Genomic DNA, 26,965 nt, shown 5'->3' with positions numbered 1-26,965 from the left:
TGAGCGACCAAGCCGCTACAATAATGGGCTTAGCAACCTGGGCGAGACTCTCATGGCTGTATTTACTCCGCTTAGCGACGCACAGGTCGCCGCGTTTTTAGAAAAATTTGATGTGGGCAGTTTTGTTTCCCTTAAGGGAGTCGCGAACGGCACCGAAAATTCGACTTTTTTTGTGACTACCGACCGCCGCGAACTGGTATTAACCCTGTTCGAACAGGGCGAACACGCAGAACTGCCGTTCTTTGTCGAACTGCTGGACTATTTGGACGAGCACCGCTTACCGGTGCCCGGCACCATTCATGACCGCGAAGGTATCGCGCTGCATAGCCTGGAGGGCAAGCCGGCGTTGCTATTCCCGCGCCTGCCTGGCCGCCATCCCGAGGCGCCCAATGTAGCCCAGTGCCATGCCTTAGGCGATACTTTGGGTCACCTGCACGTGGTGTCAAAGCGTTTCCCCGGCCACCGCCCCAACCCGCGGGATCTCAACTGGCTGCAGGTGATGCACCATAAAGTATTGAGTTACCTAAGCCCCGCGGATCAAACGTTGATGAAGGATGAAGTCGACGATTTCGAGAGCGCCTTTATGCGACACGGTGAGCTGCCCCAAGGCGCCCTGCACGGTGATCTGTTTCGTGACAACACCCTGTTTGAGGGTGACCAGCTTGGCGGTATTATCGACTTTTATAATGGCTGCACTGGGGATCTCCTGTTTGATCTGGCGATTGTGATCAACGACTGGGCCTCTAACGACGATGGCACGCTCAACGCTGAGCGCTACAATACGCTGTTGAGCGCCTATCTGGCGCGCCGGCCGTTAACGGCGGATGAACGGGAGCTGTGGCCCACCATGCTGCGCATGACGGCGCTGCGCTACTGGCTGTCACGCCTGCTGGTGGTCTATGTTGATCCCCCGGCCCACGATTTGACGCCTCACGACCCCGAACGTTTTCGAACCATATTAACTGCGCGCATTGCCCACGGTGCATTGCCGCTACCTGAGGTTTCTGCATGAGTGTGATGGCGACGACTAGCCCTGCCCTTCGCGCACGGCGCACCTGGAATATCGATCAATGGGGTAGCGGTTACTTCGACGTGGATGATCAAGGTCAGGCCCTGGTGCGGCCGCTGGGTAGTGATGCGGAAGGCCCGGCGCTACCGCTGAGCGGCTTGGTTCGCCAGTTGCAGAGCGCTGGGCTGCGGTTGCCTGTACTGGTACGCTTTAGCGATATTCTTCACGACCGGGTGGAGCAGCTGTGTGGTGCTTTTGATGCCGCCATGAGCGACTGCGACTACCAGGGCGGCTACACCGCCGTTTACCCGATTAAAGTGAACCAGCAGCGCAGAGTGGTGGAAGAGATTCTGGCCACCGCCGAGCGCGGCAACGGCCGTGTGGGTCTGGAAGCGGGCAGCAAGCCCGAGTTGCTGGCAGTGCTGGCTTTGTCTGACGGCGGCTCCTCGCTGATTGTCTGCAACGGTTACAAAGACCGCGAGTATGTGCGCTTGGCGCTGCTGGGTGAAAAACTCGGGCACAAGGTCTATTTAGTGGTCGAAAAGCTCTCCGAGCTGCAGTTGATTTTGGAAGAGGCGCGAGAACTGGACGTAACACCGCGTATTGGCCTGCGCGCTCGTCTTGCTTCAGTGGGTAAAGGCAAGTGGCAGAATACCGGCGGTGAGAAGTCTAAGTTCGGCCTCACCGCCAGCCAAATTCTCAAGGTGGTAGACACGCTGCGTCGCGAGGAGGCGCTGGAAAGCCTGCAGCTCGTGCACTTCCACCTGGGTTCCCAGATCGCCAATATTCGCGATATTCAGCGCGGTCTGCGTGAGTGCGCGCGCTTCTACCAGAACCTGATGCAGTTGGGTGCGCCAATTGACACCGTCGATGTAGGTGGCGGCCTGGGTATCGATTACGAAGGCACTCGCTCGCGCAGCTTCTGCTCAGCTAACTATTCGATGCGTGAATACGCCCGCAACGTCGTCAGCGCCTTTGCCCAGCTCTGCCAAGAGGCGAACCTGCCACAGCCTCATCTCATTAGCGAATCCGGCCGTGCGCTAACTGCCCACCACGCGGTGCTGATCACTAACGTGATTGGCGAAGAGCGCATCGACGACACGCCGCCTGAACGGCATTCGGCAGGCGAGAGCCAAGAAGATGCCCAAGTAGAGCTGCTGTGGCGGGTGTTCGAGCAGTTAGCGACCGCCCAAGAGCCGCGCATGCTGGTGGAAGCGTGGCACGATCTGCTTCAAGCGGTTAGCGAACTGCAGGAACGTTTTGTGATGGGTTTGAGTAACATTACCGCCCGCGCTGAAGGTGAGCGGGTGTATATGGCTGCCTGCACACGGCTGCGCACTCAGTTGGATACTCGTAACCGTGCCCATCGCGAAATCATGGATGAACTGGCGGAGAAACTCGCCGATAAACTGTTCGTCAACTTCTCGCTATTCCAGTCGGTGCCTGATGTTTGGGGCATCGAGCAGATATTTCCGGTACTGCCCCTTAGCGGGCTGGATCAAGCGCCCACCCGGCGGGCAGTGATTCAGGATATCACCTGCGACTCCGACGGCCGCATCGACAGCTACGTCGACGGCCAGGGGGTCGAGAGCACCCTACCGCTTCCCGAGTGGGCTTCAGACGATGAACGCTGGCTAGGGTTCTTTCTAGTGGGCGCCTATCAGGAAATTCTTGGCGATCTACACAACCTGTTTGGCGACACCGACTCCGTTGATGCTGCGCTCAATGCCGACGGCGAGTGGACACTATCTAACCCGCTGGCCGGGGACTCAGTGGCCCAGGTACTTGCCTACGTCAACTTCAATGCCAATGTGCTCAAGCAGAAGCTCACCGACCAGCTAGCCGCCAGCGGCTTTACTGCCGACGAGCAAGCGCGCTTTGCGGCGAGCTTAAGCGAAGGTCTGGAAGGCTATACCTATCTTGAATAACCGATCTTGAAAACCAATCTTGAATAGCCCGTACTGAATGGCACGTATTGGGTTACGCCAAACAGAAGCGCCACCCTGATTTTGGGGTGGCGCTTCTTCACAATCCAACACTGTCCAGCAATACTCTGCTTTTTTCGCTACTCGACTACGCTGGTTTCAACTACCAAACCACCGGTCAAGGTTAAACGCAGTGATGAACCGCGAACCAGCTCTCCAACGCCTGATGGCGTGCCGGTCAAAATTACATCGCCCGGCTCTAGAGTGAAGTGACGGCTCATTTCGGCTACCAAAGTCGGTATGGCGAAGATCATATCGGAGCCTTCACCGTGCTGGCGCTCTTCACCATCAATCTCAAGCGTGAAAGCCAGCGCGTTCCAGTTGGGAACACGGCTTAGCGGCAGAAACGACGAAAGCGGGCAAGCGCCATCAAAAGCTTTGGCGATTTCCCAGGGATGCCCTTTCTCTTTTAGCTTCGTCTGTACATCACGCAGCGTTAAATCCATCGCCAACCCGATACCGACAATCGCACGCTCGGCTTCATCCAGGGTGGCGTGGGTTAACGTTTCACCCACTAACAGCGCAAGCTCGGCTTCATAATGCACATCACCGCGTGAAAACGGCGGATCCAACGGTTTGGTTAGATCCACAACGCTGGTCGATGGCTTTATGAACAGCAGCGGCTCAGTGGGAACTGGATTATCCAGCTCTTTCGCATGGTCGGCATAATTACGGCCGATGCAGACAACCTTGCCCAGCGGGTGGGGAAACTCCTGGCCATCGGTAAACTGTGGAACAAAACGCATGGCGGGTATTCTCCTTCTCATTATGCGTGCCGCTTTCGCAACGACAGGCGCAACAGTTTACCCCACCTATACGAAGGTTCCACACCCTTCGGCCATGAATTTGTTTCCCCACTGCACGTTAGCGATATTGCTGGGCCTGTTGATCAGGGCTATGAGCCAGGAAATCAGGCCGTTGCTTAGCCGCGGCATAAGGCGCTTGGCAGCGATTATCCTGGCGGTTAAACACGAAGAACACGTTGCTACGCGGGTCAGGCGACAGGTTGGCGTTAGAAGCATGCAGCGTATTGCAATCGAACAGCAGCAAACCACCCGCCTTGCCTTTTGGCGCTTCAATACCGTGTTCCGCCACTAGCTCGGTAAGTGCCTCTGGGCTTGGCACGCCCACGTCCTGCGCTTTCAGCGAGCTTTTGTGGTTATCCTCCGGTGTTTCCCCCACGCACGGTACAAACTTTTTGTGCGAACCGGGGATCAGCATCAACGGACCATTGAACTCATGGTTGTCAGTTAAGATCAGCGATGCGCTAACCGCGTGCATCGCAGGCATGCCATCTTCCGCGTGCCACGTCTCAAAGTCGGAGTGCCAGTTAAAGCCCTTACCGGCAAATCCAGGCTTATAGTTAATACGCGACTGATGCACATAAGGGTCGTCGCCTATGATTTGACGAGCAGCGCCCGCGACACGCTCATCGCTGGCCAGCTTTCCCAACCGCTCAGAGAGGAAGTGCACCGCAAATAGCGAGCGGATTTCCTGGCTCTCTGGCTCAGTGACGCTGAAGTCTTGATTGAGGTACTTATCGTTACTCATCAACGCCTTCATTTCCTGACGCAGCCCCTCAAGCTCTGCGCCTTCAATGAGGTTAGGAATAAACAGAAACCCTTTACGTTCAAACTCATCAAGCTGCGCCTGGCTTAACGGGCCGGAAAGTTGACGGCCTTTGACAACCGCATCTTGGCGTGGCAGCCAGGTTTTCTCAGGAGGGGTGGTTAAGCGCGACGGGTAGGCATCCTGTACCTGTTGGCGCTGAACCTGAGTAGTGTGAACGTTAGGCGTATCGGCCATTTCGCTATATTGCTTATGGGCGGTTACAGCATTTAGTGGTGTGCTTTTGACTGTCATCTAATCCACTCCTTGTATGATTAGGTTTCAGATCGAACATATTGCACGTATAAAGATTAGCGTACATATAAATAAAACAGCACGATTCTAACATCGTGCAGGGAGTAGCCTAGACCACTAAAATTTCCTCGCAAGGCATGATTTCTGGTTTGATAACGTAGGTTACGTGAAAAAAATTGAACAGTGGCTTTTTAGGCAATAAGTCACCTAAAAAGCTCACTCCAAGCCACAATGTTTGCGGTTAATGTTGCTCATCTTTTTATCTAACTGAATGGGGAGTCATACTTTGAAAAGGCAGCTACCGATTTATGGATTTATCAGCGCGCTATTAATAACCGCTGGGTGTTCTTCAGCAACAATGGATACCCACGAGACAGCGCATCGCCCTAATGAAGCTTTGATCAACACCTACTGGAAGCTGGTGACGCTTGATGGCGCGCCGGTCGTCCCCCATGAGAATTTCCGTGAAGCACATTTGGTTCTTCATCAAGAGGCTTCTCGCTTAGCCGGCGCTACCGGCTGTAATACCCTGATGGGCAGCTACCGCGTGGAAAACGAGCGCATAGAGTTTGGGCAAATCGCCAGCACTAAAATAGCCTGCCCAAAACCCCAAATGAAAACTGAGCAAGATTTTCTAGCCGCACTCAAGCAGGTAACGGCATGGAGCGTGAATGGCGCGAGGCTTGTACTGCTGGGCGATAACAGTGAACCATTGGCGGTCTTCGAGGCGGTGCATCTTTATTAATCACAAAGAGCGCATCTAAAGGACGCATTTTAAACTCACCAAGCCTAGAAGAATCAGGCCGGGGAGCGCGAAATCAAGAGGCGACCGCCGATCAGAAGAAAGACTAAACCAGAGATGCCTTGGATCGACTTCCATACCCATGGTTTCCTTAACCACTCAGCGACTCTATGCAATGTGACGACAACCATACCGTAGAAGAACAGAGCGATCAGGGCATGGCTGGCTCCCAAACCGAGCCCTCCCAGCCAGTAGTCCGTTCCACCGGCACTCAGGAACTGGGGAAAGGCCGCAACGTAGAAGATAGCGGGCTTGGGGTTGAGAATATTGGTGAGATAGCCCCGCACAAAGGCCTGTTTTTGGCTTATCCTCGGCAATGTTTGACAATCTTTCGCCTGCGACGCGATGGGCGTTTTCGTTAGTGCTGCTCGAAATGCCTTAACGCCAAGCCAAATAAGATATGCAGCGCCCACACATTTTATAATAGTGAATAACGTGACAGAGGCTGCGACGAGTGCCCCAACACCAATGAGCGCCAACGTGGCATGAGATATGATCGCCGCACAGAAGCCCAGGGTCATCAACACCCCCGTAACACGGCCTTGCGCCGGCGTCGCCTGAAGCAGCAGGATCAGGTTGGCTCCTGGAGAGACTACGATGAGCGTAACGATGGAGAGAAATGCCAAGTAATCATGAAGTGGAATCATCGAGATTCACCCTGAAATGATAAGCCCTGAATTCAACTAATAAGTGCAGCATCTGCGGTTTCTAGTGCTCTTTGCCGAGACGGCCTTGGCAACCTTTCTGTGCTCGGCGAATTCCGATCCAGAATCCAGGGTGATGGCGTGCGCTGCCCCTCGGCGTGGCATCAATAACCGCGCCTGCTGAGCTAACTGATATGTTGGGTCTGAGCCAGTTACCAGTATTCCATGCTCTGCTTCACTCTGATAGGTAAGGCAGAAAGGGTACCAGCGCTGGCCCTACTGCCTCTACCTTGTGAACCAAAGTGCTGAGCTTATTCTATGAATCCAGGCCCGCTCGTCTTAAGTTTTATCGAAGATAATCGGGTTACTACTGCATCAATGCTCGCCGTATACCACTAGCCAATAGCGACCTGATAAGCATGGGCGACTTTAAGCACGGTCGCTTCATCCCAGCGTCTACCAACCAACTGCATACCTACGGGCAAGCCCTCCGAAAAGCCAACCGGGACGCTCATGGCTGGGTGACCACTGACATCAAACGGGGCCGTGTTGTGCAGGTTGCCAAGCGCACCGGCCAGTGTGCTATTGAGACTTTTATCAGCCGGCCTCTTTACCGCTTTCATGGCGGTGGTAGGCATGATTAACAAGTCATATTCCTGCAGAGCGTTGTCATAATCGCGCGCGAGACGCCTACCGATATTCTGGGCTTTACCATAGTAGTGGCGATTGTACTGCTCTGACATGTAGTGCCCGGCGAGCACCGTCATCTTCACCGTGTCGCTAAAGTCATGACCGCGAGCGCGGCGAGCCCGCCCATAAAAGTCCATAAGCTGCGTACTGTAATGGCCGCGCCAGTTTGTGCCGTAGCCATCGCCCCTAACCATCAGTTCGGTGGCCCCCTCAAAGGCGATCGCACTCCACAGTGCAAGCCCGTCGTTATGCATGGGCACCGACACCTCCGAAGCACGGGCGCCCACTTTTTCCAGCACGCTGATAGCCTCCCGTACAGCGGCATCCACATCGGGCTCACTGGCACCGGCAATACCAAACCCTTCACGTAGGATGCCAATGCGTATACCAGTAAGATCTTCACTTAGCGTTTCGGTGTATTTCGCCGTGCGTACGTCGTATTGGCGTGGATCTAAGCCATCCGAGCCCACCAGCACTTCCAGCATTCGGGCGCAATCTTCCGCGGTGCGCGCCATAGGGCCTACGTGGTCAAGAGTCAGCTCAATGGGAAAGATACCTGTGTAAGGCACAAGGCCATGCGTTCCTTTGATCCCGTAGCAACCGCTCCATGAGGCGGGTAGCCGAATGGAACCGCCCTGGTCGCCCCCTAGGGCCATATCGACTTCACCGTTGGTCACCACCACGGCGCTGCCGTTGGAGGATGCACCGGCCAGTCGATCATGATCGTGAGGATTGACCGGCTGGGGCTCGGGGTAGCCAGTACAGCCGCCACCGTCAAAGCAGAACGCAGTAACGGCCGTCTTGCCGATGATGTGCGCGCCAGCGTCGAGCAGCCGGGTGACAACGGTGGCGTCCTCGCGGGGCACAAAACCTTCCATGATCGGTGAGCCATTCATCATGGGAATGCCTGCCAGAGCGATATTGTCCTTTAGCGCGACCGTTCGACCCGCGAGCGGCCCCTCCTCGGCGCCAGGCACCGAACATTTCCAAGCCCAGCCATTAAGCGGATTGTCGTCACCTACGGGGCGATAGCCCAATTCCGCCCGTGGGTAATTGACAGGCAGCGATTCATCCGCCAGTTCGTCCAGGCGATCATAAATGGCCATTGAGCCAGCAACGGCGGACTGGAACTCACTCAGTTCATCAAAGGAAAGGTCAAAACCATAATAATCGGAAATGGCGGCCAACGTATCAATGTCAGGTCGTTTCACACTCATAGTCAACTACTCCTATACACAGACGATTGCCTGAAAAGGCATCTAGTGAGGGAAATACGAACTATCGCTCCAACAATTTTGGATAGTGGTGTGGCAGTCGCATCGCCACTAAGTCCTTGCGACGTACCGCGCTGTTTGGGTAAGACGATTGCAGATTGCTCGTGTCGACAGTAAGCCCAACGCAGCCAGTAGCGCTGGTTAATAGAGCCTCCTGGCGAGGAAAATAAAACGTATCCGGCCCGAATATACCGCTTAGCCCGGGTAATCCAGCCTCGGGCATATGCACGTTGGCGAAAGCGAAATAGCAGTTGTTCTCGCCACCACGTACTCGGTAATGGTGCCAATGGTGTTCGTCCGGGCCGGTGGGGATAGGCGCCGACTGATGAATACGAGTCCCCGGATGTGAACAATGAAAGGGGCCCGGTAAGGCAGCAGGGCAAGCGATGACGTCACAGCCCCGCAGGGCCAGGATGCGCCCTGCTTCGGGAAAATCGGCATCATGGCCAATCAGTATTCCAACGCGACCTAGCGGCAGGTCGCAGCTTACCCAACGCTCGCCAGGCGTCGCCCATTCGCGGTCAGCCTCGCTTAAGTGAATTTTACGATAAACCGCCATAACGCCCCGCGACCCAACCAGAGCAGCCGCATTGTAGAGATTGCCATCCGCCTGCTCCGCAAATCCGACCACGTAATACTGTTGACGCTCTTCAGCGACTCGACGCAGTGTGTCAAAAATAGCGTGATGTTGTGAAATGGGGTTGATAGCGCCAGCGTCCAGCCCCGTAAGGGCTAACTCGGGCAGAACAACCAGCTCGGCATTCTCTGCCTGGTCAATCAGCGCCATACAGTGGTCAAGGTTATCGTCGAGATTGTTCGATGGAGCAAAGTGAGCAACGGCGATGCGGCTTACTTTGCCCTTGGGCAGTGGCTGATGACCATAAAGCCGGAAAAAGTCCAGCGGATTCCAGGCGTAGGTTTGATGCAGAAGCTCATGATAGAGTTCTGGTTGACGCTCACTGCCCAACGGCCCCGTGACACGGTCAGTATCAATCTCACCCAGCACGATGCCATCCCCATCATCTCGGCGGGCTTGGACATGACCATCCGGTTCAATCACGCAGCTACCCCCACTGAATTGCACACCACGCTCACGTCCCCAGCGGTTACTTTCGATAAGATAGCAGCCATTTTCCCTGGCACGGCTCATCCAGTAAGGTGCCGGCGCACGCTCAGCGAGCCAGTTACTAAGATGGCAAATGACATCGGCGCCTTGCAACGCCACCAGTCGCGCGGTTTCGAGAAAATGAATATCCATACAGATGAGCAAAGCAATACGGCCCATCGATGTCTCGAACACTTGATGGCCGCTGTCGCCTGAAGCCGCCCATTTTGGCTCGGCAATATAAGGGTGGCTCTTGCGGTGCTTGCCCAGATAACCGTCAGGGCCAATCAATACCGCGGTGTTATAGTAAAGTCCATTGGCAGGCTCTACTTCTGGCAGGCCAATAACAATATAGCAGTCAAGCTTCGCCGCCAGAGCGGCGAAGCATTCGGTTGAAGGGCCAGGTACCGGTTCTACATAAGGAGCGACCTCCTCTCTGTCATGCCAGCAGTAACCGGTAAGCCCCATCTCCGGGGTGATGATTAGCCGCGCACCAGACGCGACCGCCTCTTCCACCAAACGCTTCAAAGCATCAATATTGCGCTCTTTGGCAAACATTTCAGGCTCAAACTGCACTGCGGCGGCAAAATATTTCATATTGTCCTCCCCGCTCGCTAGCGTGCCTGGCCAACGATGGACTTGAGAATGGAAGCACCCAAGGTATACTTTGGATCCACCATATTACCCAGCCGCACACGGCCTGCCTGGGTAAGCAGCATGTAAGCCTCGATTTCATCAAAATCGAACTCTGCCGCTAGCCAGCGAACCAGCTCTCGGTAGGCGATGCGCGTGGCATCTTCCATGGGGCGCGCGGAACCAATGGTCATATAAAACTGTTCGTTTTCCAGGCGCGGCCACTTGAACGTCCAATCTTTGATCAAGTCGACCTGTACAGTGGTCACGGTAGGATGCTCAATCGCCACGCCGCACAACTCACCATCACCCTGCGCCGCATGACAGTCGCCTAGATAAAGATAGGCGCCTTTGGTATGCACCGGCAGATAGATCACCGCGCCAGGCGCCACATCAGGCAAGTCCATATTGCCGCCGTAATAATCAGGCACCAGCGAGCTAATCGATTCAATCTCTGGCGACACCCCAATGGTGCCAATAAAAGGCTGATACGGAAGGGTAATTTTGTCAGTCCACTTCACGCCGGTTTCCGCATCAACGTCCACCTTCTTTACCCGTTCCGGTAGCGGTGTGTTGAGTAGCGCGGTATCACCGGTCGCCACCAAGCCACCAAATTCGGTAATCAGCGCCGTCGTGCCACAAGGCTGCGGGCCACGAGGTTTCATGTCACGGATATACACCGCCAGGCAATCACCCTTCTCCGCCCCCTCTACGTAAATCGGCCCGTTCTGCGGATTGAGATAAGGTAAATTAAGTAGCTCGCTTGGCTTATCGCTTTCCGAGCGCAGTTTTCCCTCGAAAGCATCATGGGTTTCCGCACTGACTACATCGCCAGGTTGGATATGCAGCACAGGCTTGGGGTTAGGTCCAAGCGTATAGTGGTATTGACCTTGAGCCACCTCAGTGAGTTGGTGGGTAGTACCCGGCTTACCCTTGGCGACGGCGCGACGGGCCATGATGGACTGATCAAACCAGTTCATTGTTCGACTCCTTTTTGAGTACTGTTTAAGTACGTTCAATCATCGCTCCGGCAACTACGGGCTGGAGCGTGCATCGCTGTTAAATGGCAAAACGTTTTCCGTGACCCCTTACGTGTCACGCCCTCAAACCGCCAGAATGCGCCGCATGGCGTCACGGTCACGAAGTTGTTCCGTCGCGAGCTCATGGGTAATCTGCCCCTTGTCCATGACGTAGCAGCGCTGCGCCATGGTCATGATCATGTCCAGGTTCTGTTCAACGAGAAGAACGGTCACGCCCAGCTCGCGATTGAGCTTTAGGATGTTGCGCGAGATGTCCTTGACGATGTTCGGCTGGATACCTTCCGAAGGTTCATCGAGCAGCATCAGCTTCGGCTTGCCTACCATGGCCCGGCCGATAGCAAGCTGTTGCTGCTGTCCGCCGCTGAAAGTGCCGGCCCGCTGATTGGCCCGCTCGCGCAAGATAGGGAAGAACTCGTAGACCCGCTCGTAGTCGACACCCTCGCCGGGCTGTTGGAGCATCTCGCCGACCTTGAGGTTTTCCCAGACGGTCATGCGCGAGAAGACCTCGCGCCCTTGCGGGATATAACCAATGCCCAAGCGCGCACGTTGGTGCGATTCGAGCGCGCCGATATCCTGACCGTCGAAGCGGATAGCGCCCTGTCGATGCTTAAGAAGACCGATTAGCGTCTTCATTAACGTTGTCTTGCCAACGCCATTTCGGCCGATGACGGCAACCACCTCGCCGCGGCCCACACTCAAGCTGACCTCTTGCAGAACGGCGGTGGTACCGTAGCCAGACGTAACGCCTTCCAAGCTCAACAGATGTGTATTATTCGTCGTCATCGGCTGTCCCCAGGTAAATGCGTGCGACCTCTTCGTTAGCCTCGATGTCGTTGATCGTGCCTTCCGCAAAGATCTCACCGAAGTTCAGTACGGTGACCTTATGGGCAATCTGGCGTACGAACTCCATGTCGTGTTCAACCGCCAAAATGGACATACCCTGGCGATTGAGCGCCTGGATCATCTCGCCGGTGCGCGCCGTTTCTTCCGGCGTCATGCCAGCCGTTGGCTCATCGAGCAGTAGCAAACGCGGCTCCGTGCTCACCGCCATGCCGATCTCAAGCCACTGTTGCTCGCCGTGGGAGAGTTCTCCGGCAAGCTCTTCGGCCTTGTCGGTAAGCCTTACGAAGGCGAGTGCCTTGTCGATCGCCGCCGTCATCGAATCGCCATGCAGATGGTTCTGAACCGCGATCTGCATGTTTTGCCAAACGGACAGCTCAGCGAAGATACCCGGCACCTGGAACTTGACAGCGATTCCCTGTTTCACGCGCTCAAAGGAACGCAGCTTGGTGATTTCCTTATCTGAGAAGTAGATCTTGCCAGCGCTGGGTTGATGCTCACCGAGCACAAGCTTGAAAAACGTGCTCTTCCCCGCGCCATTCGGGCCAATCAAGCAGCGGATTTCACCGGACGCCATTGAGAAGTTCACGTCCTGCGCCACTTTTACGCCGTCGAAATGCTTATATAAGTTCTCGGTTCGCAATATGGTCACGACATGCCCTCCTTACGCTTGCGGAGACGGCTTACAAGCCTGACCAGCCCCGGGATCAACCCTTCCGGCAAATAGACCACGATGACGACCAGCAGCAAGCCCATGATGACGAAGGCGTAGTAGCTGCCGTAGATCGTGAGATTCTGGAAAATGCCCAGCACCACCAAGGTGCCCACTAGCGTCGCGGTGAGGTCTTTACGCCCGCCCACCGCCACCCAGATAATGGGTAATGCGGCGGCCGCCAAATCCATGTTGGACGGGCTGATGTACTGCCCCCAGGCGGTATACAGCACACCAGACAGACCCGCTAAACCACTGCCAATCACAAAGGCAATTAACTGGTAGCGGCGAATGTCGTAACCGAGCATTTCAGCGCGGTGCGGGTTCTCACGAATCGCCACCAGCACATTGCCGAACCTCGAATTAACCAGCACCCGTAAGCCCAGATAGCAAAGCACCAGCATGGCGAGAAGCAGGTAATAAAGCGGCACGCCCGAGTACAGCGCTATATCGCCTCCCGCCCAGGGGATGGTCAGCGGCGGCATACCGGTCATGCCATTGTCACCACCCATCCGGGCATCGCCGATCGCCCACTGTGAGCCCGCCGTCTGCGCCATGAAAGTTGCAAAAACCAGCGTGGTCGACAGCGTGACAATCCCCAGGAAGACGCCGCTGATGCGTCCGTAAAAAAGCATGTAACCCAGCAGAGCCGCCCCCAGACACGACATCCCAACGCCGAGCAGCACTCCGACGATGGTCATACCGTAAGCCGCGCCAAAGTTGATCGTGACGACACCGTACGTATACCCGGCAAGCCCGAAGAAAGCGGTCTGGCCAAAGCTGAGCGCGCCCGTGTATCCCCAGATCAGCGATAGCCCAAGAGCCATAAACACCCAGCAAAAAAAGTAGGCCGTATTACCGACACTCCAGCCATCTGCAAAGGCGGGGTAAACGGCGGCCGCGCCAATCGCCAAGGCAAAGCCAACCCAAAACAGCGATCCGCGACCCAGTGTTTGCGGACCGTTAACGAGCCGCATCCAGTTTGGCACGCGAGACGCTGACCGCGCCGTCAGCGGGTCTTCTCGTTGCAACATAGCCATTTATGAACGCCCCTTGAGTAACCAGCCAGACAGGCCTTGCGGGAGAATGCGGATAACCACCATGACGGTTATTAACAGCCCCACCTGGCCCATGAGCTGCCCCTGCCACCCGGTCAGGAACGCCTTGATAACCGCGAGCGTGGCCGCGGCTGGCGCCGTACCCAGGAACACATCCGCCCCGCCCACAACCACCGTTACGAAGCTCTCGACCAGGAAGTTGGCGCCCAGCGTCGGGACGATGGAGATCGTGGGGGCATAAAGCGCGCCGGCCAAACCGGCCAGTGCAGCCCCGAGACCAAAGGTGAGGGAGTACATACGCCCGGTGTCGATCCCCGCGGCTTTAGCCATGTGCGGTGCTTGAATCGTTGCCCGCGAATGGATACCGAACGTCGTATGGTGAAACAGCACATACAAGCCAATAAGCAGTAGCACGGCGACCCCAAGCAGCACCATTCGATAGGTCGAGTAGGTGTAATCGCCCACCGAAAAGCTACCCAGCGGCGTGCTGATACCCGACATGCTGGAGCCAAACACGATCAGTGTGCCTTGAGTGAGAACCAGGCTGATCCCCCAGGTGGCCACAATGGAGTCCAATGGCCGGTGATAGAGGCGATGAATAATCGTGCGTTCAAGCACAATGCCAAGAATCCCGGCGGCAAGGCTGCCGCATAACATAGCGATGGGCAGTGGAACCCCCATGCGCGCCGTTGCCACCGTTACGTAGGCGCCGCACATGATAAATTCACCGTGAGCCAGGTTGATGATACCCATCATCCCGAAGATCACCGCAAGCCCCATGGCAGATAGCACCAGGAAGGCAAACGCATCCCCAAACTGATAAAACGCTGTAAACGCGAAATGTATATATTCCATATCCAGGCTCCTGGGCAGGAAACGCCAGCGAGGTTTCCCGCTTAATGCAAACTCACAGGTCAGGCAGGGTGAATTTCATCACCCTGCCGGGACGATGCGTGATATTTACTCGTTGGGAGGGCTAGAAGGGGTGTACTGGGCACTTGGGTCGTTCTGGGTCAGATCGCAACCATTTTCACCCAGCCAGTACGGCTCGATATTTTCCCAAGTTTCGGGGAAAGATATCTCGTGGTTCTCATCCACTTTCGCCAGAAAGATATTGTGAGACATATGCTGGCTCTTAGGGTCGAGACACACGGGGCCAGAAGGGCCATCGAAGCAGACATCGCCCTCGGCGATCACTTCGCGAAGGTCTTCTTTGTCGGTCGAACCGCCGGCACGCTCAACCATCTGCTTATAAAGGTACATAGCAATGTAAGAGTTCGCGGCTTCCTGATTCACATAGGGCGTATCAGGGAAGCGCTCATAGAACTTCTCAACAAACGCGTTAGCCTCAGGGGTATCCACTTCTTCGATAAAGTTCGTGGTAACAAACATGTTTGCAAGGCTTGGGGGCGCGAAGCGCTTATGCTCGTAGCCCTGTCCGACATTTACTGACGATGCCATGGGCAGCCCCAGATTTGCCGATGCCGCTTGCTCGTAGTAAGACGCCTGGTTGGAACCGACAAGTAGGGTTACTACAAAGTCTGGATCCTCACCCTGAATATCTTGAATTGTCTGTGAAAATTGTGAAACACTCAGTGGAATGAACGCCTCGCCTACAATTTTCCCGCCTTCCTCTTCCACAATCTGTCTAACCCACTCCGCCGAGATCTGGCCAAAGTTATAGTCCGCGGCGATCGTATAGACCTTAGGGCCATACTCTTCCATCATCCAGGGAATCAGCGTCGAGAACTGCTGCTCCGGAACAGCGCCAGTGACAATCATGTTGGCGTCACATACGCCGCCTTCATACTGATTGTTATAAAACGCCAACCCATCAAACTGGTTAACAATCGGTCGATATGCTTCCCTTGATGAAGAAGCAAACCCCGCAAAGACGGTATCCACTTGATCACGCTGGAGAACCCGCCGCATTAACTCTTGATAACGACGATCATCAGACTGAGTGTCGTAAACGACGAGTTCCACCTCGCGACCCGCGATACCGCCTGCGCCATTGATTTCCTCAGCCGCTAATTCAATGGCACTCACCTTCGCCTGAGTGACTGCCGCAAAGTTGCCGGACTGATCCTCTAACACACCGATCCGGATAGGATCATCTGCCGAAGCGCTGGCCACAAAAGCGCCAGCCATCAGAGTTGATAAGGTTATCGTTCTCTGAATTGTTGAGTATTTCATTTGTATACTCCCAGTTTAGTTTTTACTGTTTCCTGCAACGCTTTAACGCCTTCCTGCGGCAATACAGCTTCCTACATCGCCTCTACATGAAATGAGAAACGACGCTCTGCTCTTAAACGCAATGACGGCTAAAATCGTGTGGTTAGGTGTTAGAGTTCAATGATGTGCCCCACTTTTGCCTCGCTTGTTGTCTCGCTTATTGTTAGTTAGGCCACTACAAGTAGCGATTGAACCGGGCTTCCCCGAGACCATCGGTGACATCGAAATCTCCCTTCAGCGCTGCCATAGCAATCTCGCCGGAGACGATCATCGCCGAGAGGTCTTCCAGTGATAGACGTCGGTTCATGCTCGCCGAGCGCAACAGGGCAAAAGCGTCATTGACGGAAACGCCCATATCCTCAATGAGCTTGATCGCCGCCGTACAAACGACTCGGCGTGCACGCACCTGCTGTTCCAGACGTTGAAGTCTCTGCTCAGTCTCGTAGCGCTCATTAAACTTTTGGTTAGCGAGAATTAGGCTCGCGAGAATACCGGCCTTACGTAACGGCTTGGTGAGATAGCCGCAAACTCGGCGCTCGATGAACCAATTGACCGAGCTCGGCGCATCCGAACCGATCAGGGCAATCGCCGGCCCCTGGACACTGTCGATCATGCGAGTGATGCTGCCGAACTGGCGTCCCAATTCATCATCGAAGAACACCAAGTCAAACGGCCTATCAGCCCCCACTTCATCGTGGATTTCATAAACGACCGGGGTAACTCCCAGTTCTACAAGGAACTGGCTCAGCACCGCCCGATCCTTTTCGGCGGCACACACAACCAATGCACGGTGGCCCCTGAAGTTACGTCGTGTGGTAACAGTCATCGCACGATCCTCAAGCCAATATTGTTTTGAGCAATGGGCGTTTCCGTCTGAGCAGAGCTTCCACCACATGCTTCAGCCCAAACGAGATAAGGATCCGGGCGAACGGGGGCGTTTGCTTCTGAAATCACCTTGAACGTCGCGTCTTCGCGGGATATTCCTAGCCGGACGGTCAAGTAGCTGTGATTGCTCTCAGGATCGACATGAACCATGCCCTGCGGGGCTTGGAACGACGTTTTATGCAAGGCTTTTTTCACCCGTTCGATATCAACTGAATCGGCGCCAGCCAGCGCCAGGGCAAGAAGATGAACGGTGTTATAAGAAGCCTCTGCATCTGCACTCGGTAAAGCATTGTGGCCATATCGCTTGCGGTAACTTTTAACGAACTGCTTGTTAACATCCGTCTCAATGGTCGAGAAGTAGACACTCGATGCAAGATGCCCACTACATGCCTGCGAACCGATCTGGGCGAGTTCCGGCTCACAAAGTGTGCAGCTACCAATGACCGTTTCTTGTAGTGCCGCATTCTCAGCGCGAGCTTTTGCAAACGCCCGGTAGAACGCGTAGCTAGACTCACCGATCAGCATGTTCATGATGAAGGCGGGGCGCTTTTCGTGGATTTCTTCGATGATGCGTGCCACATCCAAATCACCTACCTGCAAGTACCGCTCGGCGATCATCTCTCCACCGTGTGCTTTGGTAAGTTCCCTAATGATGCGGCCGTTTTCCCAGGCCCATACATAGTTGGAGCCTACGAAGTACACATCTCGTGTGATATGGGCAAGCACATAGTCCATCAGCGGCAGAACATGTTGGTTCTGCACGGCGCCCGTATAAACGACGTTGTTATTGGTCTCGAACCCCTCGTAATGAGAGGGATACCACAACAAACCGTCGTATTTTTCGAAAATCGGGATAACTTCTTTTCGGCTGGAAGACGTATAGCAACCAATCACGTGCTTCACGCCCTCATGGCGAAGCAAACTCCTCACGAGTGTGCTGTAGGCAGCGATGTCACCGGCTGGCTCACACTCGATGGGCACAAGCTCAAAGGGATATCGTTTGTCCTGGTTGACCTCTTCCAGCGCCAGCATCGCCCCATCGCGCATTGAGCGGCCAACGGTGGCGTAGGGGCCTTGGGTGGAGAAGAGTATGCCAACCGGGATACGACTGTTCATTGACTGACCTTCCTATTTTCAGACATAAAAAAAGGGCTCACAACGCTACCTGACGGTAACGATGGGAGCCCTATTGCTCTGTGCCTTTTCGGTGTATGCCGACGCACAATATGTCAATTACTAAACTTAGTATTGTGACCCCTAATCGACTTTGTCAACTCATTGACGCTATTCTTAAGTCGAAGGCCATTACCACTAAACAACTATAAACAAACTAAAGCAACAAACGTGCCAATTAAACAACATGCCACAATAGCGGCTTTTGAACACCTTTAATGTAGGTGCTTCGCCTCTTTTTGATACACACATAAGAATTTATGCTGCACGAAGGTGCACTCAGGCTTCCCATGCTTGTATAGCCGTGAAAACCAGACAGTCGAGGATGAAGGATTTTATAGAATCTGCTGAAGGCCGCCAACAAATCAGGTCATTTCGACTACTCAGATACGATTTGCCAATCTGATAAGAACAGGCAGAAGTGGTCTTGAAAGAAACAGTACGCAGATGCAGAATTTGGGGAATAAAACAAAAAAGGCCACCTTTGAAGGTAGCCTTTTTGAGTCTCTAACATGTTGCTTTTAACCACTTTTCAGTGGTGCCGACACCAGGAGTCGAACCCGGGACCTACTGATTACAAGTCAGTTGCTCTACCAACTGAGCTATGTCGGCGCTTCACGTTTCCTTGAGAACTTGATTGCTTCGCTGTTAGGCTCTGCAATCAACAAGAAATCTTGTTGGCAATGGCTGGGGTACCAGGATTCGAACCTGGGAATGCCGCTACCAAAAAGCGGTGCCTTACCACTTGGCGATACCCCAGCAGTGTGGTGGCCAGAGACGGAATCGAACCGCCGACACGGGGATTTTCAATCCCCTGCTCTACCAACTGAGCTATCTGGCCGCTGCCAACGGTGCGTATTAAACTAAAAACGCCGCTTTCCGTCAACACCTTTGTGAAACTTTCTTGCGATACCGATGCTTAGAGGTCTTTTTTACTACGCCATCTCTGGCTCGGCCTTCGATACACCCATACCTAGAGCCACTGATTACAAGCCAGTTGCTCGACCAAACCACCCGCCACTAGAAGTAGCCTCCTCTCTCTTTATGCCAGCTATTCATGCCTGCGAGGGCGGTACATAGCCTTCGGCTTGGTCGGTTTCCTGGTTGTCCAGGAAGCGCTGCATCTGCTCCATTAGATACGCACGGGATTCGGGGTCGAGCATGTTGAGGTGCTTTTCATTGATCAGGCGGGTTTGCAACGCCTGCCAGGCTTCCCAAGCGGGCTTGGAAACGGTGGCCTGAATCTCCTGCCCCTGTTTACCCGGCAAAGGTGGGAATGGCAGTGCTTCCAACTCTTTTTGGTACTTGCGGCAAAAAACGGTATTGCTCATAACGTGCTCCTGGTTCTGCAACTTCATTCAATGATCTCATCCAATCAGCTAGCAAACGCTTAAGCGTGCCCTGGTGTCGGATTGAGGCTAAAGGGCGTTAGCTGGCTGAGCAGCGCTTTAACGGGAGCAGCAAGGCCCAGTTCAGGCGGATGGTTAACGTCGTACCATACGCCGCTTTCACGAACACCGCCCAGCCTATCGCAGCTCACCGGCTGCGGGGTAATCTCTAAGCGAAAATGGCTGAAGGTGTGGTAAAAGCTAGGCGATGTAGTTCCCCGCTTAGGGTTAACGGCGTTGTCTTCAAGCCAGTCATTGAGCTCGCTGTACTTCTCAAACTGCGGCAAACTCCATAACCCGCCCCACAGACCGCTGGGAGGGCGTTTCTCAAGCCATATCCGGCCTTCCGGGTCACGCAGCATCAGCATGATCGTTTGTCGTGTGGGCAGCGCCTTTTTGGGTTTGGATTCTGGGTAGCGCTTTGGTTCGCCTTGGGCGTAGGCCAAACAGACATCGTTAAATGGGCAGCTAAGGCAGTCCGGTTTGCTGCGTTTACATAGCGTGGCGCCAAAATCCATCATCGCCTGGGTGTAATCCGCCAGGCGCTCTGCTGGGGTGTAATACTCCGCCAGCGCCCACAGCTTTCTCTCCACATCGGGCTTGCCCGGCCAGCCGGGCAGCGCATGCAAACGAGTGAGCGAGCGCTTTACATTGCCATCTAAAATAGCCGCCCGCTGCCCTGTGCTTTGGGCAATGATAGCGCCAGCGGTGGAGCGGCCAATACCAGGCAAAGCGACTAATGCGTCGATACTCTCCGTCGGCAGCTCGCCATTGTGCTCCGCTAACGCAACCTGGGCAGCTTTATGCAAGTTGCGCGCACGGGCATAGTAACCAAGGCCCGTCCAGAGGTGCAGCACTTCATCCTGCGGGGCCTTAGCGAGACTCTCCAGGGTAGGAAAGCGCGCCATAAAACGCTCAAAATAGCCGATAACGGTGGCAACCTGGGTTTGCTGCAGCATGATTTCCGACACCCACACACGGTAGGCGCTACGCGGCGACTGCCACGGTAAGTCGTGACGGCCGTAGCGGTCAAACCAATCCAGTAAGCGTTGTTGGAATTCGTTTGCCGCTAGCCGCGGCGTGGGCATATCTGCCATGCACGCTCCTTAAACAGAAATGGGTATATGAAACAGAAATGGGCAGGCACCAGTGCCAATAAAAAAGCGCCGGCGTTTAGGCCGGCGCAGCACTTACTGTTTCGATAAATGCGTCACTTCACATCCTGCGTCGATGCTCAGTTAAACAGGCTGCGTAGACCATCACGAAGTTCTTGAGCAGCACCTTCGCCAAGGCGTTCATCTAGCTCATCTAAAGAGTCGCCTAGACGCTCCTCCAGCTCTTCATTAACACGATCACCCGCCTCGTTGCGCAGCAGGTCAACCACGGCGGTCTGGAACATCTCACGGTCGAACCGGCACCACTCGGTGCGTTCATCGCCAAGATTACCTTCACAGCGTACGGGCAGCGGCAGTTGTTCTAGGCGCGGGTTAACTTCACAGGCCGCGTCGGCGGTGTCGACCAAGCGGGCATTCGCACGGGTATCAAAGTTCAAGCTGGCAAGATCCAGTTCGCCTTCTCCACGCACATCGATGCCGGGCAGGGTGATCAGCAGGTCGTCACTCTCCACTAAGCCGTTACTGATTTGGAAGGTAGCATCAAAACGCTCAAAGCGAGTATCGGTGTGCCAATCCCGCAAAGTGCCCTGCCCCTCTAACTGGGCAACCAGTTCACACATTTGCTTGGAAATGTTGGTATTTAAAATGGCGCCTTCGTTTAGACGAGCATTAAGCGCGCCATTGAGGTTGCCGATAAGCGCTTCACGGGTATTGCCCTGACTGGTGACATCCCCGGTTAAATTAAAGCGACCGCGCAGTGGTGATGCCTCCTCTTTTTCACTGATCGCTTCAATCAACGGCGCCACCTGAACGTTGTTAATAGTCGGCGATAGCGCCCACTCAAGGATGGAATCCGTAGCATCAACCTGGCCGGTAGCGCTGAGTTCACCCTCATAGAAGCCTGACTCAAACGCCGTTAGCCGATGAACGCCGTCGTCGCCACGCAGTTGCAAGCGTGGATTGTTGAAGGTCAGGCCCGCAAAAATAAGCGTATCGACACTCAGGTCGCCCTCTAGCGCCAACCCGCTGAGTAATGATTGCGGCACTAGTGTGTTGTTTTCCTGAGCAAAAGCTTTACGCAGTAAACCGCGACTCGCCTGTTTGGCGGTGGCCTCACCGGGTAGATAGCGATCAAGGTCTAGTTGGTCACCGGCTAAATCAAACGCCAGGCGTGAGCCATTCAGCGCCGCCGTCAGCTCGCCGGTAAAGGTGCTGTCGTCGACGACCAACGAGAGGCTAGGCAAAGAGAATTGCTCGGCATCACCTTCGATAGGACTGGTCATGGCTACATCGCTGAGCGCAGCCTCGCCCGCGGTGGTTAGGGTAACGCCAGCACGGGCAAGCCAGGGGCGTAGCGTAAAGGGGGCAGCGGTTAGCTGACCACGATAACGGGGAGCATCGCGCAACTGCTCAATATTAAGGTGGCCGCTCACCCTTAAGCCATCCGGCCCGGTAAGCTGCAAGTCTTTCAACTGCGCCGTTTGTGCCTGCCAGTCGCCCTCCAGGCCAAAGGCGAGCGCCAACGCCAAGCTGCCCTGCCAGTTATCCGCCTTACGCAGGCCCGTTTCGAGCAGCCCCTCTTTAATGGTGAGCTGCTGCTCGCCCATACGGGCAACCAACTCGGCGGCCTTCAAACTCAGCTGCTGTGGCTCGCTCTCTGCCCCCTTGGTGGTTCGAGTGGTCAGTGCCATATTTTCCAGGGCGAAAAGCTTATCTGCCAACCCAAGCCGCACGCGTGTTTCAAGATTGATATCGCTGGTCAGATCAGGGGCACGCTCCAATACCTCGGCATCGAGCCGGTTATGCTTGGTCAGTGTGAACATAGCCTTCAGCGGAAAGGCGCGCAGCGGGTTAACGTTACTACCCGAGATATTCAGTTGCTGCATACGCCACAGTGCTTGGGTTTGCGCATCGCGGAAGCGAATGTCGGCGTTTTTCACTTCAACGCTGGCAATACTCAACACCACGGCTAAGCTACCGGCGTCCGCATTGGGGCCAGCACTGGCGGGCGCCAGCACCGTTTCAGCCGCGCTTTCATTGTGCTCAGAAAGGCGCTCTAACAAGGGCTCCCAGTTACCCTCACCCTGTTCATCGCGCTCTAAGTTAAGGCGCATACCGTCCAGGGTTAGGCCGTCAACGGCAATTTCCCCGCGCAGTAGCGGGCCGAATGCCACGCTCACCTCGGCGCGGTCAATAGCCGCAAAGGCAGCGCTCTCTTCAGCCTGCTCGGGCAACCAGGCGCGGGCTTTCTCTACACTGACGCCGATACGCGGGTAGAATGACCAGGTAATCGGGCCTTCCAACGCCAAGTTGAGTCCCGTTTGCTCCTCCACGACAGCAGTTAAACGGGGCTTGAAGTCTTCTGGATCCAGAAAGGTGGTCACGTAGACCACGGCGGCGACCGCAACGATGGCGAGAATGCCGACTGCTGCCAGCAAGATACGTAATAGCTGTTTCATTACCCTTTCCCTTGTGGGTCTAACTCAACAAAATCACTGGTGGCGGGCATACCCGCTGCCGGCGTTTCTGGATTGGCCATTGGCCGGTAACCTAGCTTGGAGAGCAGCACGCGGTCGGCCAGTGGTAAAGTGGACGTTTCAATGCGCAGGACACGGCCTTCCTGCTTGGCTTGCTCGCCAAGCAGCGCCATCAAGCGCGAACCGACGCCACGGCGACGGGTGGTTTTGCGCACGCAGAGCTCAGATAGCCACCACGCCCGGTCTGCGCCCTCCTGAACGGCGACGGCCCCCAGCAGCCGATCGTTGAAGAGTGCACAGGCAAAAAAGTGCTGGCCTGCAAAATGTTGCTCAATAAATGGCTCAACCGTTGGGGTGGGCATACGCTCTTGGGGCGCATCCTGATAGATGCGCATAAGATCAAGGCGCACCTGCTCATCGGCTTCCCAACGGGCCTGGTCGACATGGTGCAGTGTCACCGGCATGGTGAAATCCTCTTCGCCAAAGCAGCCTGGCTGCTATTTCTGCCGCAATTGATTGCGGCTACATTTCGCGCATTGTAGCGGATGAGGGCGCCGATTCACTATAATGGTCGCTTCGCCACAGGCCGATCAAATCAGTGGTAAGTTGATGATCGCCACCAGCCATCCCTCAGAGTGCGCTTCAGCGCAGGAGATGCAACATGTCAGCGCGTATTGCCACGGTTAGCCGTGACACCAACGAAACGCAGATCAAGGTCAGCGTCAATCTCGACGGCGAAGGCCATCTTAGCTGCCAAACCGGCGTTCCGTTTCTGGATCATATGCTTGATCAAGTTGCTCGCCACGGGATGATCGATCTCGACATCAATGCCACTGGCGACCTGCATATTGACGACCACCATACCGTAGAAGACCTGGGTATTACGCTAGGCCAAGCTTTTTTTGAAGCAATTGGCGATAAACGCGGCATTTACCGTTATGGTCACGCCTATGTTCCTCTTGATGAAGCACTCTCCCGGGTAGTGATCGACTTTTCCGGTCGGCCAGGTCTGTTTATGGATGTTGAATTCACCCGCGACACTATCGGTAGCCTGGACACTCAGTTGTTCTGGGAGTTTTTCCAGGGCTTTGTCAATCACGCCCGCGTGACGCTGCATATCGACAACATCAAAGGCTTTAATGCTCACCATCAGGCAGAAACGATCTTCAAGGCCTTTGGTAGAGCACTCCGCATGGCCGTGATGGAAGACCCGCGCATGGCAGGCCAAATGCCCTCCACCAAAGGGAGCTTATGATGCTGCGCTGTAGCCTGCGCGATGCCACGGGCTGTGCCGTTAGCCCTATTTTGTCCACTTCTCCAAGGAGCGCTTCATGACCATTGCTGTGATCGACTATGGAATGGGCAATCTTCATTCTGTAGCCAAAGCGCTGGAGCATGTGACCCATGAGAATGTCGTCATTACCCGCGACCCGCGCCGTATCCTCGGCGCAACACGTTTAGTGCTACCGGGCCAAGGGGCCATTCGTGACTGCGTTGGCGAACTTGAGCGCACCGAATTACGCGGGTTGGTGGAGGATATCTTAACCCGCCAGGCCAAACCGCTGCTGGGTATCTGCGTGGGCCAGCAGATGCTACTGGAGCGCAGCGAAGAGAATGGCGGCGTAGAGTGCCTGGGGTTCTTTAAAGGCAGTGTAGATCGTTTCCCTGGCGATATGCGCGACGCCCACGAGCAGCGCTTGAAAGTACCGCACATGGGCTGGAACGTGGTAGAGCAGCACCATGAACACCCACTCTGGGCAGGTATTGATAATCACGAACACTTCTACTTCGTGCATAGCTACTACGTTAATGCCGATGAAGATGCACAAGTATTTGGTACGACCCAATACGGCAAGGTAACCGCCCACGTGGCCATTGGCCGTGACGCGACCTTCGCGGTGCAGTTTCACCCCGAAAAAAGCTCCCGCGCGGGCCTTCGCCTGCTTGAAAACTTTGTCACCTGGACGCCCTGAGAGGATTTTGTATGTTGGTAATTCCCGCTATTGATCTCAAAGACGGCCAGTGTGTCCGATTGAAGCAGGGCCGCATGGAAGACGCGACGTCTTACGGCGATGACCCGGTGGCCATGGCGGCGCGCTGGGTAGAAGCAGGCGCCCGTCGCCTGCACCTGGTAGATTTGAACGGCGCCTTTGAAGGCAAACCGGTGAACGGTGACGCCGTGACGGCTATCGCCCGCGCTTACCCGGATCTGCCGATTCAAATTGGTGGCGGCATTCGCAGTGCGGAAACCATCGAGCACTACTTAAGCGCCGGTGTCTCTTATGTGATTATCGGCACCAAGGCAGTTAAAGAACCCGCTTTTGTGGGCGAGATGTGCCGCGCTTTTCCCGGCCATGTGATCGTTGGACTTGATGCCAAAGATGGCTATGTCGCCACCGACGGCTGGGCAGAGGTCTCCACGGTAAAAGCCACTGAGCTTGCCAAGCGTTTCGCCAACGACGGCGTCTCCAGCATTGTCTACACCGACATTGCCCGCGACGGCATGATGCAAGGCGTCAATGTGGAAGCCACCGCGGCGCTTGCCCGCGAAGGCGGTTTGCCGGTGATCGCCTCCGGTGGAGTGACCAACCTGGACGATATCAAAGCACTCTGCGAGGTTGCTGATAGCGGTATCCTGGGCGCTATTACCGGTCGGGCAATTTACGAAGGCAGCCTGGATGTTGCCGAAGCTCAGCGGCTGAGCGACCAACTGACGGGAGGCAGTTCATGAGCCTTACCAAACGCATTATCCCCTGCCTGGACGTAGACGCCGGGCGCGTGGTCAAAGGCGTTAATTTTGTCGGTATTCGCGATGCCGGTGATCCGGTGGAGATTGCCCAGCGCTATAACCAGCAGGGCGCCGATGAAATCACCTTTCTCGACATTACCGCTAGCCACGAAGACCGCGACACGACGGTGGAGATGGTTGAACGCATTGCTGGCGAAGTGTTTATTCCGCTAACCGTCGGCGGCGGCATTCGCAGCTGTGACGACATTCGCACTATGCTGAACGCCGGAGCGGACAAAGTATCGATCAACACCGCAGCGGTCACTAACCCTGAGTTTGTTCGCGAAGCCGCCGAGCGTTTTGGTAGCCAGTGCATTGTGGTGGCGATTGACGCTAAACGGGTCTCTAAAGAGGGAGAAACGCCCCGTTGGGAGATTTTCACTCACGGCGGCCGCCGCCCAACAGGCCTTGACGCCGTTGAATGGGCGAAGAAGATGGTTGAGTTCGGGGCGGGCGAACTACTGCTCACCAGCATGGATCGCGACGGCACCAAGATTGGCTTTGACCTGGGCGTGACCCACGCGATTTCCGAAGCGGTGAGCGTTCCGGTGATAGCCTCAGGGGGTGTGGGCAACCTGGATCACCTGGTGGATGGCGTACTCAAAGGTGGTGCCGATGCAGTGCTGGCCGCCAGTATTTTCCATTTTGGCGAATACACCATCCCTGAAGCTAAGCGCTATATGGCCGAACGCGGTATCGAAATGCGGCTTTAAAATGCCCTCTATCAACCAGGAGCTTCGAATGTTTCGTTTACACCCATGGATGGGATGGCTCGCAGGCCTGCTATTAAGCACGCCTGCTACTGCCTTCACGCTACCTGATTGGCCACCGTCGTTGGAGTGGGATCACACCCTGGTGCAAACCAGCCTTTATACCCGCCACTTCAGCCCCGACCCGGAACACACTAACCAACAAGACCTGGTTAGCATTGAACTGCATAATCCGAATCACTGGTTAGCGGGCGGGGCTTGGTTCAAAAACTCCTTCGATCAGCCCTCTTGGTACTTCTATGCGGGGCGGGAGTTCCCTCTTTGGCAAACCGATCAGGGGATAAACGTGCGCGCCAAACTCACTGGCGGACTCCTGCGCGGCTATAAAGGCGAGTATCGCGACAAAATTCCGCTCAATCACTTGGAAATCGCCCCGGCCGCACTCCCCAGTATCGGTGTGCAATGGGGCCGGTTTGAATCAGACCTGATCATTTTCGGCACCGCAGGCATGATGATAACCGCAGGGATGCGCTTTTAGT

At 55.2% G+C, this 26,965-nt stretch carries 25 protein-coding genes, 3 tRNA genes and 1 pseudogene; 8 read left to right on the top strand and 21 right to left on the bottom strand.

Features of this window, described 5'->3' with window-relative positions; genetic code table 11:
- The first annotated feature begins 52 nt into the window (after positions 1-52).
- Together HZS52_RS09855 and speA are read left to right on the top strand one after the other, a co-directional pair.
- A complete protein-coding gene (locus HZS52_RS09855; RefSeq protein ID WP_039860825.1) occupies positions 53-1,012 on the top strand; it encodes a homoserine kinase in 960 nt (319 codons plus the stop codon).
- Entirely contained in the window at positions 1,009-2,937 is a 1,929-nt protein-coding gene (gene speA, locus HZS52_RS09850; RefSeq protein ID WP_190374662.1) for a biosynthetic arginine decarboxylase, read from the top strand. The genes HZS52_RS09855 and speA overlap by 4 nt, the downstream gene beginning before the upstream one ends.
- A 137-nt stretch (positions 2,938-3,074) precedes the next feature.
- Here the strand turns inward: speA and HZS52_RS09845 are convergent, their stop codons facing one another.
- Positions 3,075-3,740 carry a fumarylacetoacetate hydrolase family protein gene (locus tag HZS52_RS09845; RefSeq protein ID WP_022522053.1) on the bottom strand — a complete coding sequence of 222 codons (666 nt, stop codon included), beginning with the start codon at positions 3,738-3,740 and terminating at the stop codon, positions 3,075-3,077.
- Positions 3,741-3,858: 118 nt separating this feature from the next.
- Complete coding sequence (thpD, locus tag HZS52_RS09840; protein WP_190374661.1) at positions 3,859-4,857, bottom strand: ectoine hydroxylase; 999 nt, start codon at positions 4,855-4,857, stop codon at positions 3,859-3,861.
- A 358-nt stretch (positions 4,858-5,215) separates the two neighbouring features.
- On the opposite strand from thpD, the gene HZS52_RS09835 reads away from it, so the two are divergent.
- Positions 5,216-5,602 (top strand): META domain-containing protein, encoded by a 387-nt coding sequence (locus HZS52_RS09835; RefSeq protein WP_053856980.1) that lies wholly within the window; start codon positions 5,216-5,218, stop codon positions 5,600-5,602.
- 53 nt (positions 5,603-5,655) lie between these two features.
- Here HZS52_RS09835 and HZS52_RS09830 read toward each other — a convergent pair whose 3' ends face one another.
- From HZS52_RS09830 to HZS52_RS09745, 19 genes and pseudogenes are all read right to left on the bottom strand, one after another.
- Positions 5,656-6,306, bottom strand: coding sequence for a LysE family translocator (locus HZS52_RS09830; protein WP_190374660.1), 651 nt, complete (start codon positions 6,304-6,306; stop codon positions 5,656-5,658).
- Between the two features lie 66 nt (positions 6,307-6,372).
- Positions 6,373-6,495: pseudogene (locus HZS52_RS24750) on the bottom strand (IS30 family transposase); the annotation flags it as partial.
- A gap of 203 nt (positions 6,496-6,698) precedes the next feature.
- Positions 6,699-8,210 (bottom strand): amidase, encoded by a 1,512-nt coding sequence (locus HZS52_RS09825; RefSeq protein ID WP_190374659.1) that lies wholly within the window; start codon positions 8,208-8,210, stop codon positions 6,699-6,701.
- A gap of 61 nt (positions 8,211-8,271) precedes the next feature.
- Positions 8,272-9,969 carry a nitrilase-related carbon-nitrogen hydrolase gene (locus HZS52_RS09820; protein ID WP_022522049.1) on the bottom strand — a complete coding sequence of 566 codons (1,698 nt, stop codon included), beginning with the start codon at positions 9,967-9,969 and terminating at the stop codon, positions 8,272-8,274.
- Positions 9,970-9,986: 17 nt separating this feature from the next.
- Positions 9,987-10,985: an acetamidase/formamidase family protein gene (locus tag HZS52_RS09815; protein ID WP_022522048.1), complete on the bottom strand. Its 999-nt coding sequence runs from the start codon at positions 10,983-10,985 to the stop codon at positions 9,987-9,989.
- A gap of 123 nt (positions 10,986-11,108) precedes the next feature.
- Entirely contained in the window at positions 11,109-11,828 is a 720-nt protein-coding gene (gene urtE / locus HZS52_RS09810; RefSeq protein WP_022522047.1) for an urea ABC transporter ATP-binding subunit UrtE, read from the bottom strand.
- On the bottom strand, positions 11,815-12,537 hold the full coding sequence (locus HZS52_RS09805) for an ABC transporter ATP-binding protein (RefSeq protein ID WP_022522046.1): 723 nt from the start codon (positions 12,535-12,537) through the stop codon (positions 11,815-11,817). The genes urtE and HZS52_RS09805 overlap by 14 nt, the downstream gene beginning before the upstream one ends.
- Positions 12,534-13,637, bottom strand: a complete 1,104-nt coding sequence (locus HZS52_RS09800; RefSeq protein ID WP_022522045.1) for an ABC transporter permease subunit — start codon at positions 13,635-13,637, stop codon at positions 12,534-12,536. Before HZS52_RS09800 ends, HZS52_RS09805 begins: the two co-directional genes overlap by 4 nt.
- Complete coding sequence (locus HZS52_RS09795; protein ID WP_041159527.1) at positions 13,638-14,510, bottom strand: ABC transporter permease subunit; 873 nt, start codon at positions 14,508-14,510, stop codon at positions 13,638-13,640.
- Positions 14,511-14,615: 105 nt separating this feature from the next.
- On the bottom strand, positions 14,616-15,851 hold the full coding sequence (locus HZS52_RS09790) for an urea ABC transporter substrate-binding protein (protein ID WP_223828108.1): 1,236 nt from the start codon (positions 15,849-15,851) through the stop codon (positions 14,616-14,618).
- A gap of 214 nt (positions 15,852-16,065) precedes the next feature.
- Entirely contained in the window at positions 16,066-16,716 is a 651-nt protein-coding gene (locus HZS52_RS09785; protein ID WP_022522042.1) for an ANTAR domain-containing response regulator, read from the bottom strand.
- Positions 16,713-17,891: a transporter substrate-binding domain-containing protein gene (locus tag HZS52_RS09780; protein WP_022522041.1), complete on the bottom strand. Its 1,179-nt coding sequence runs from the start codon at positions 17,889-17,891 to the stop codon at positions 16,713-16,715. The genes HZS52_RS09785 and HZS52_RS09780 overlap by 4 nt, the downstream gene beginning before the upstream one ends.
- Before the next feature lie 593 nt (positions 17,892-18,484).
- Positions 18,485-18,560: transfer RNA gene (locus HZS52_RS09775), tRNA-Thr, on the bottom strand.
- 72 nt (positions 18,561-18,632) lie between these two features.
- A tRNA-Gln gene (locus HZS52_RS09770) sits at positions 18,633-18,707 on the bottom strand.
- Positions 18,708-18,713: 6 nt separating this feature from the next.
- Positions 18,714-18,789, bottom strand: a tRNA-Phe gene (locus tag HZS52_RS09765).
- A gap of 214 nt (positions 18,790-19,003) precedes the next feature.
- The gene (locus HZS52_RS09760) at positions 19,004-19,279 is read right to left on the bottom strand and encodes an oxidative damage protection protein (protein ID WP_022522039.1); all 276 of its coding nucleotides are present in this window, start codon (positions 19,277-19,279) and stop codon (positions 19,004-19,006) included.
- A gap of 59 nt (positions 19,280-19,338) precedes the next feature.
- Entirely contained in the window at positions 19,339-20,433 is a 1,095-nt protein-coding gene (gene mutY / locus HZS52_RS09755) for an A/G-specific adenine glycosylase (RefSeq protein WP_022522038.1), read from the bottom strand.
- A 137-nt stretch (positions 20,434-20,570) separates the two neighbouring features.
- On the bottom strand, positions 20,571-22,910 hold the full coding sequence (locus HZS52_RS09750; RefSeq protein WP_190374658.1) for an AsmA family protein: 2,340 nt from the start codon (positions 22,908-22,910) through the stop codon (positions 20,571-20,573).
- Positions 22,910-23,392: a GNAT family N-acetyltransferase gene (locus HZS52_RS09745; RefSeq protein WP_009288590.1), complete on the bottom strand. Its 483-nt coding sequence runs from the start codon at positions 23,390-23,392 to the stop codon at positions 22,910-22,912. Before HZS52_RS09745 ends, HZS52_RS09750 begins: the two co-directional genes overlap by 1 nt.
- A 197-nt stretch (positions 23,393-23,589) precedes the next feature.
- On the opposite strand from HZS52_RS09745, the gene hisB reads away from it, so the two are divergent.
- The 5 genes from hisB (at position 23,590) to HZS52_RS09720 (ending at position 26,964) form a co-directional block, all read left to right on the top strand.
- Positions 23,590-24,183 (top strand): imidazoleglycerol-phosphate dehydratase HisB, encoded by a 594-nt coding sequence (hisB, locus tag HZS52_RS09740; protein WP_027958866.1) that lies wholly within the window; start codon positions 23,590-23,592, stop codon positions 24,181-24,183.
- Positions 24,184-24,259: 76 nt separating this feature from the next.
- On the top strand, positions 24,260-24,901 hold the full coding sequence (gene hisH, locus HZS52_RS09735; protein WP_022522036.1) for an imidazole glycerol phosphate synthase subunit HisH: 642 nt from the start codon (positions 24,260-24,262) through the stop codon (positions 24,899-24,901).
- Between the two features lie 11 nt (positions 24,902-24,912).
- Positions 24,913-25,659, top strand: coding sequence for a 1-(5-phosphoribosyl)-5-[(5-phosphoribosylamino)methylideneamino]imidazole-4-carboxamide isomerase (gene hisA / locus HZS52_RS09730; protein ID WP_022522035.1), 747 nt, complete (start codon positions 24,913-24,915; stop codon positions 25,657-25,659).
- Positions 25,656-26,429 carry an imidazole glycerol phosphate synthase subunit HisF gene (gene hisF / locus HZS52_RS09725; protein WP_008957631.1) on the top strand — a complete coding sequence of 258 codons (774 nt, stop codon included), beginning with the start codon at positions 25,656-25,658 and terminating at the stop codon, positions 26,427-26,429. The genes hisA and hisF overlap by 4 nt, the downstream gene beginning before the upstream one ends.
- Before the next feature lie 28 nt (positions 26,430-26,457).
- Positions 26,458-26,964, top strand: coding sequence for a hypothetical protein (locus HZS52_RS09720; RefSeq protein WP_041159532.1), 507 nt, complete (start codon positions 26,458-26,460; stop codon positions 26,962-26,964).
- Position 26,965 lies beyond the last annotated feature (1 nt).

The organism is Vreelandella titanicae (assembly GCF_014697095.1).
Lineage (GTDB): Bacteria > Pseudomonadota > Gammaproteobacteria > Pseudomonadales > Halomonadaceae > Vreelandella > Vreelandella titanicae.
The sequence above is the reverse complement of the archived record's forward strand: the minus strand, read 5'-3'. Positions and strand labels throughout refer to the sequence as shown.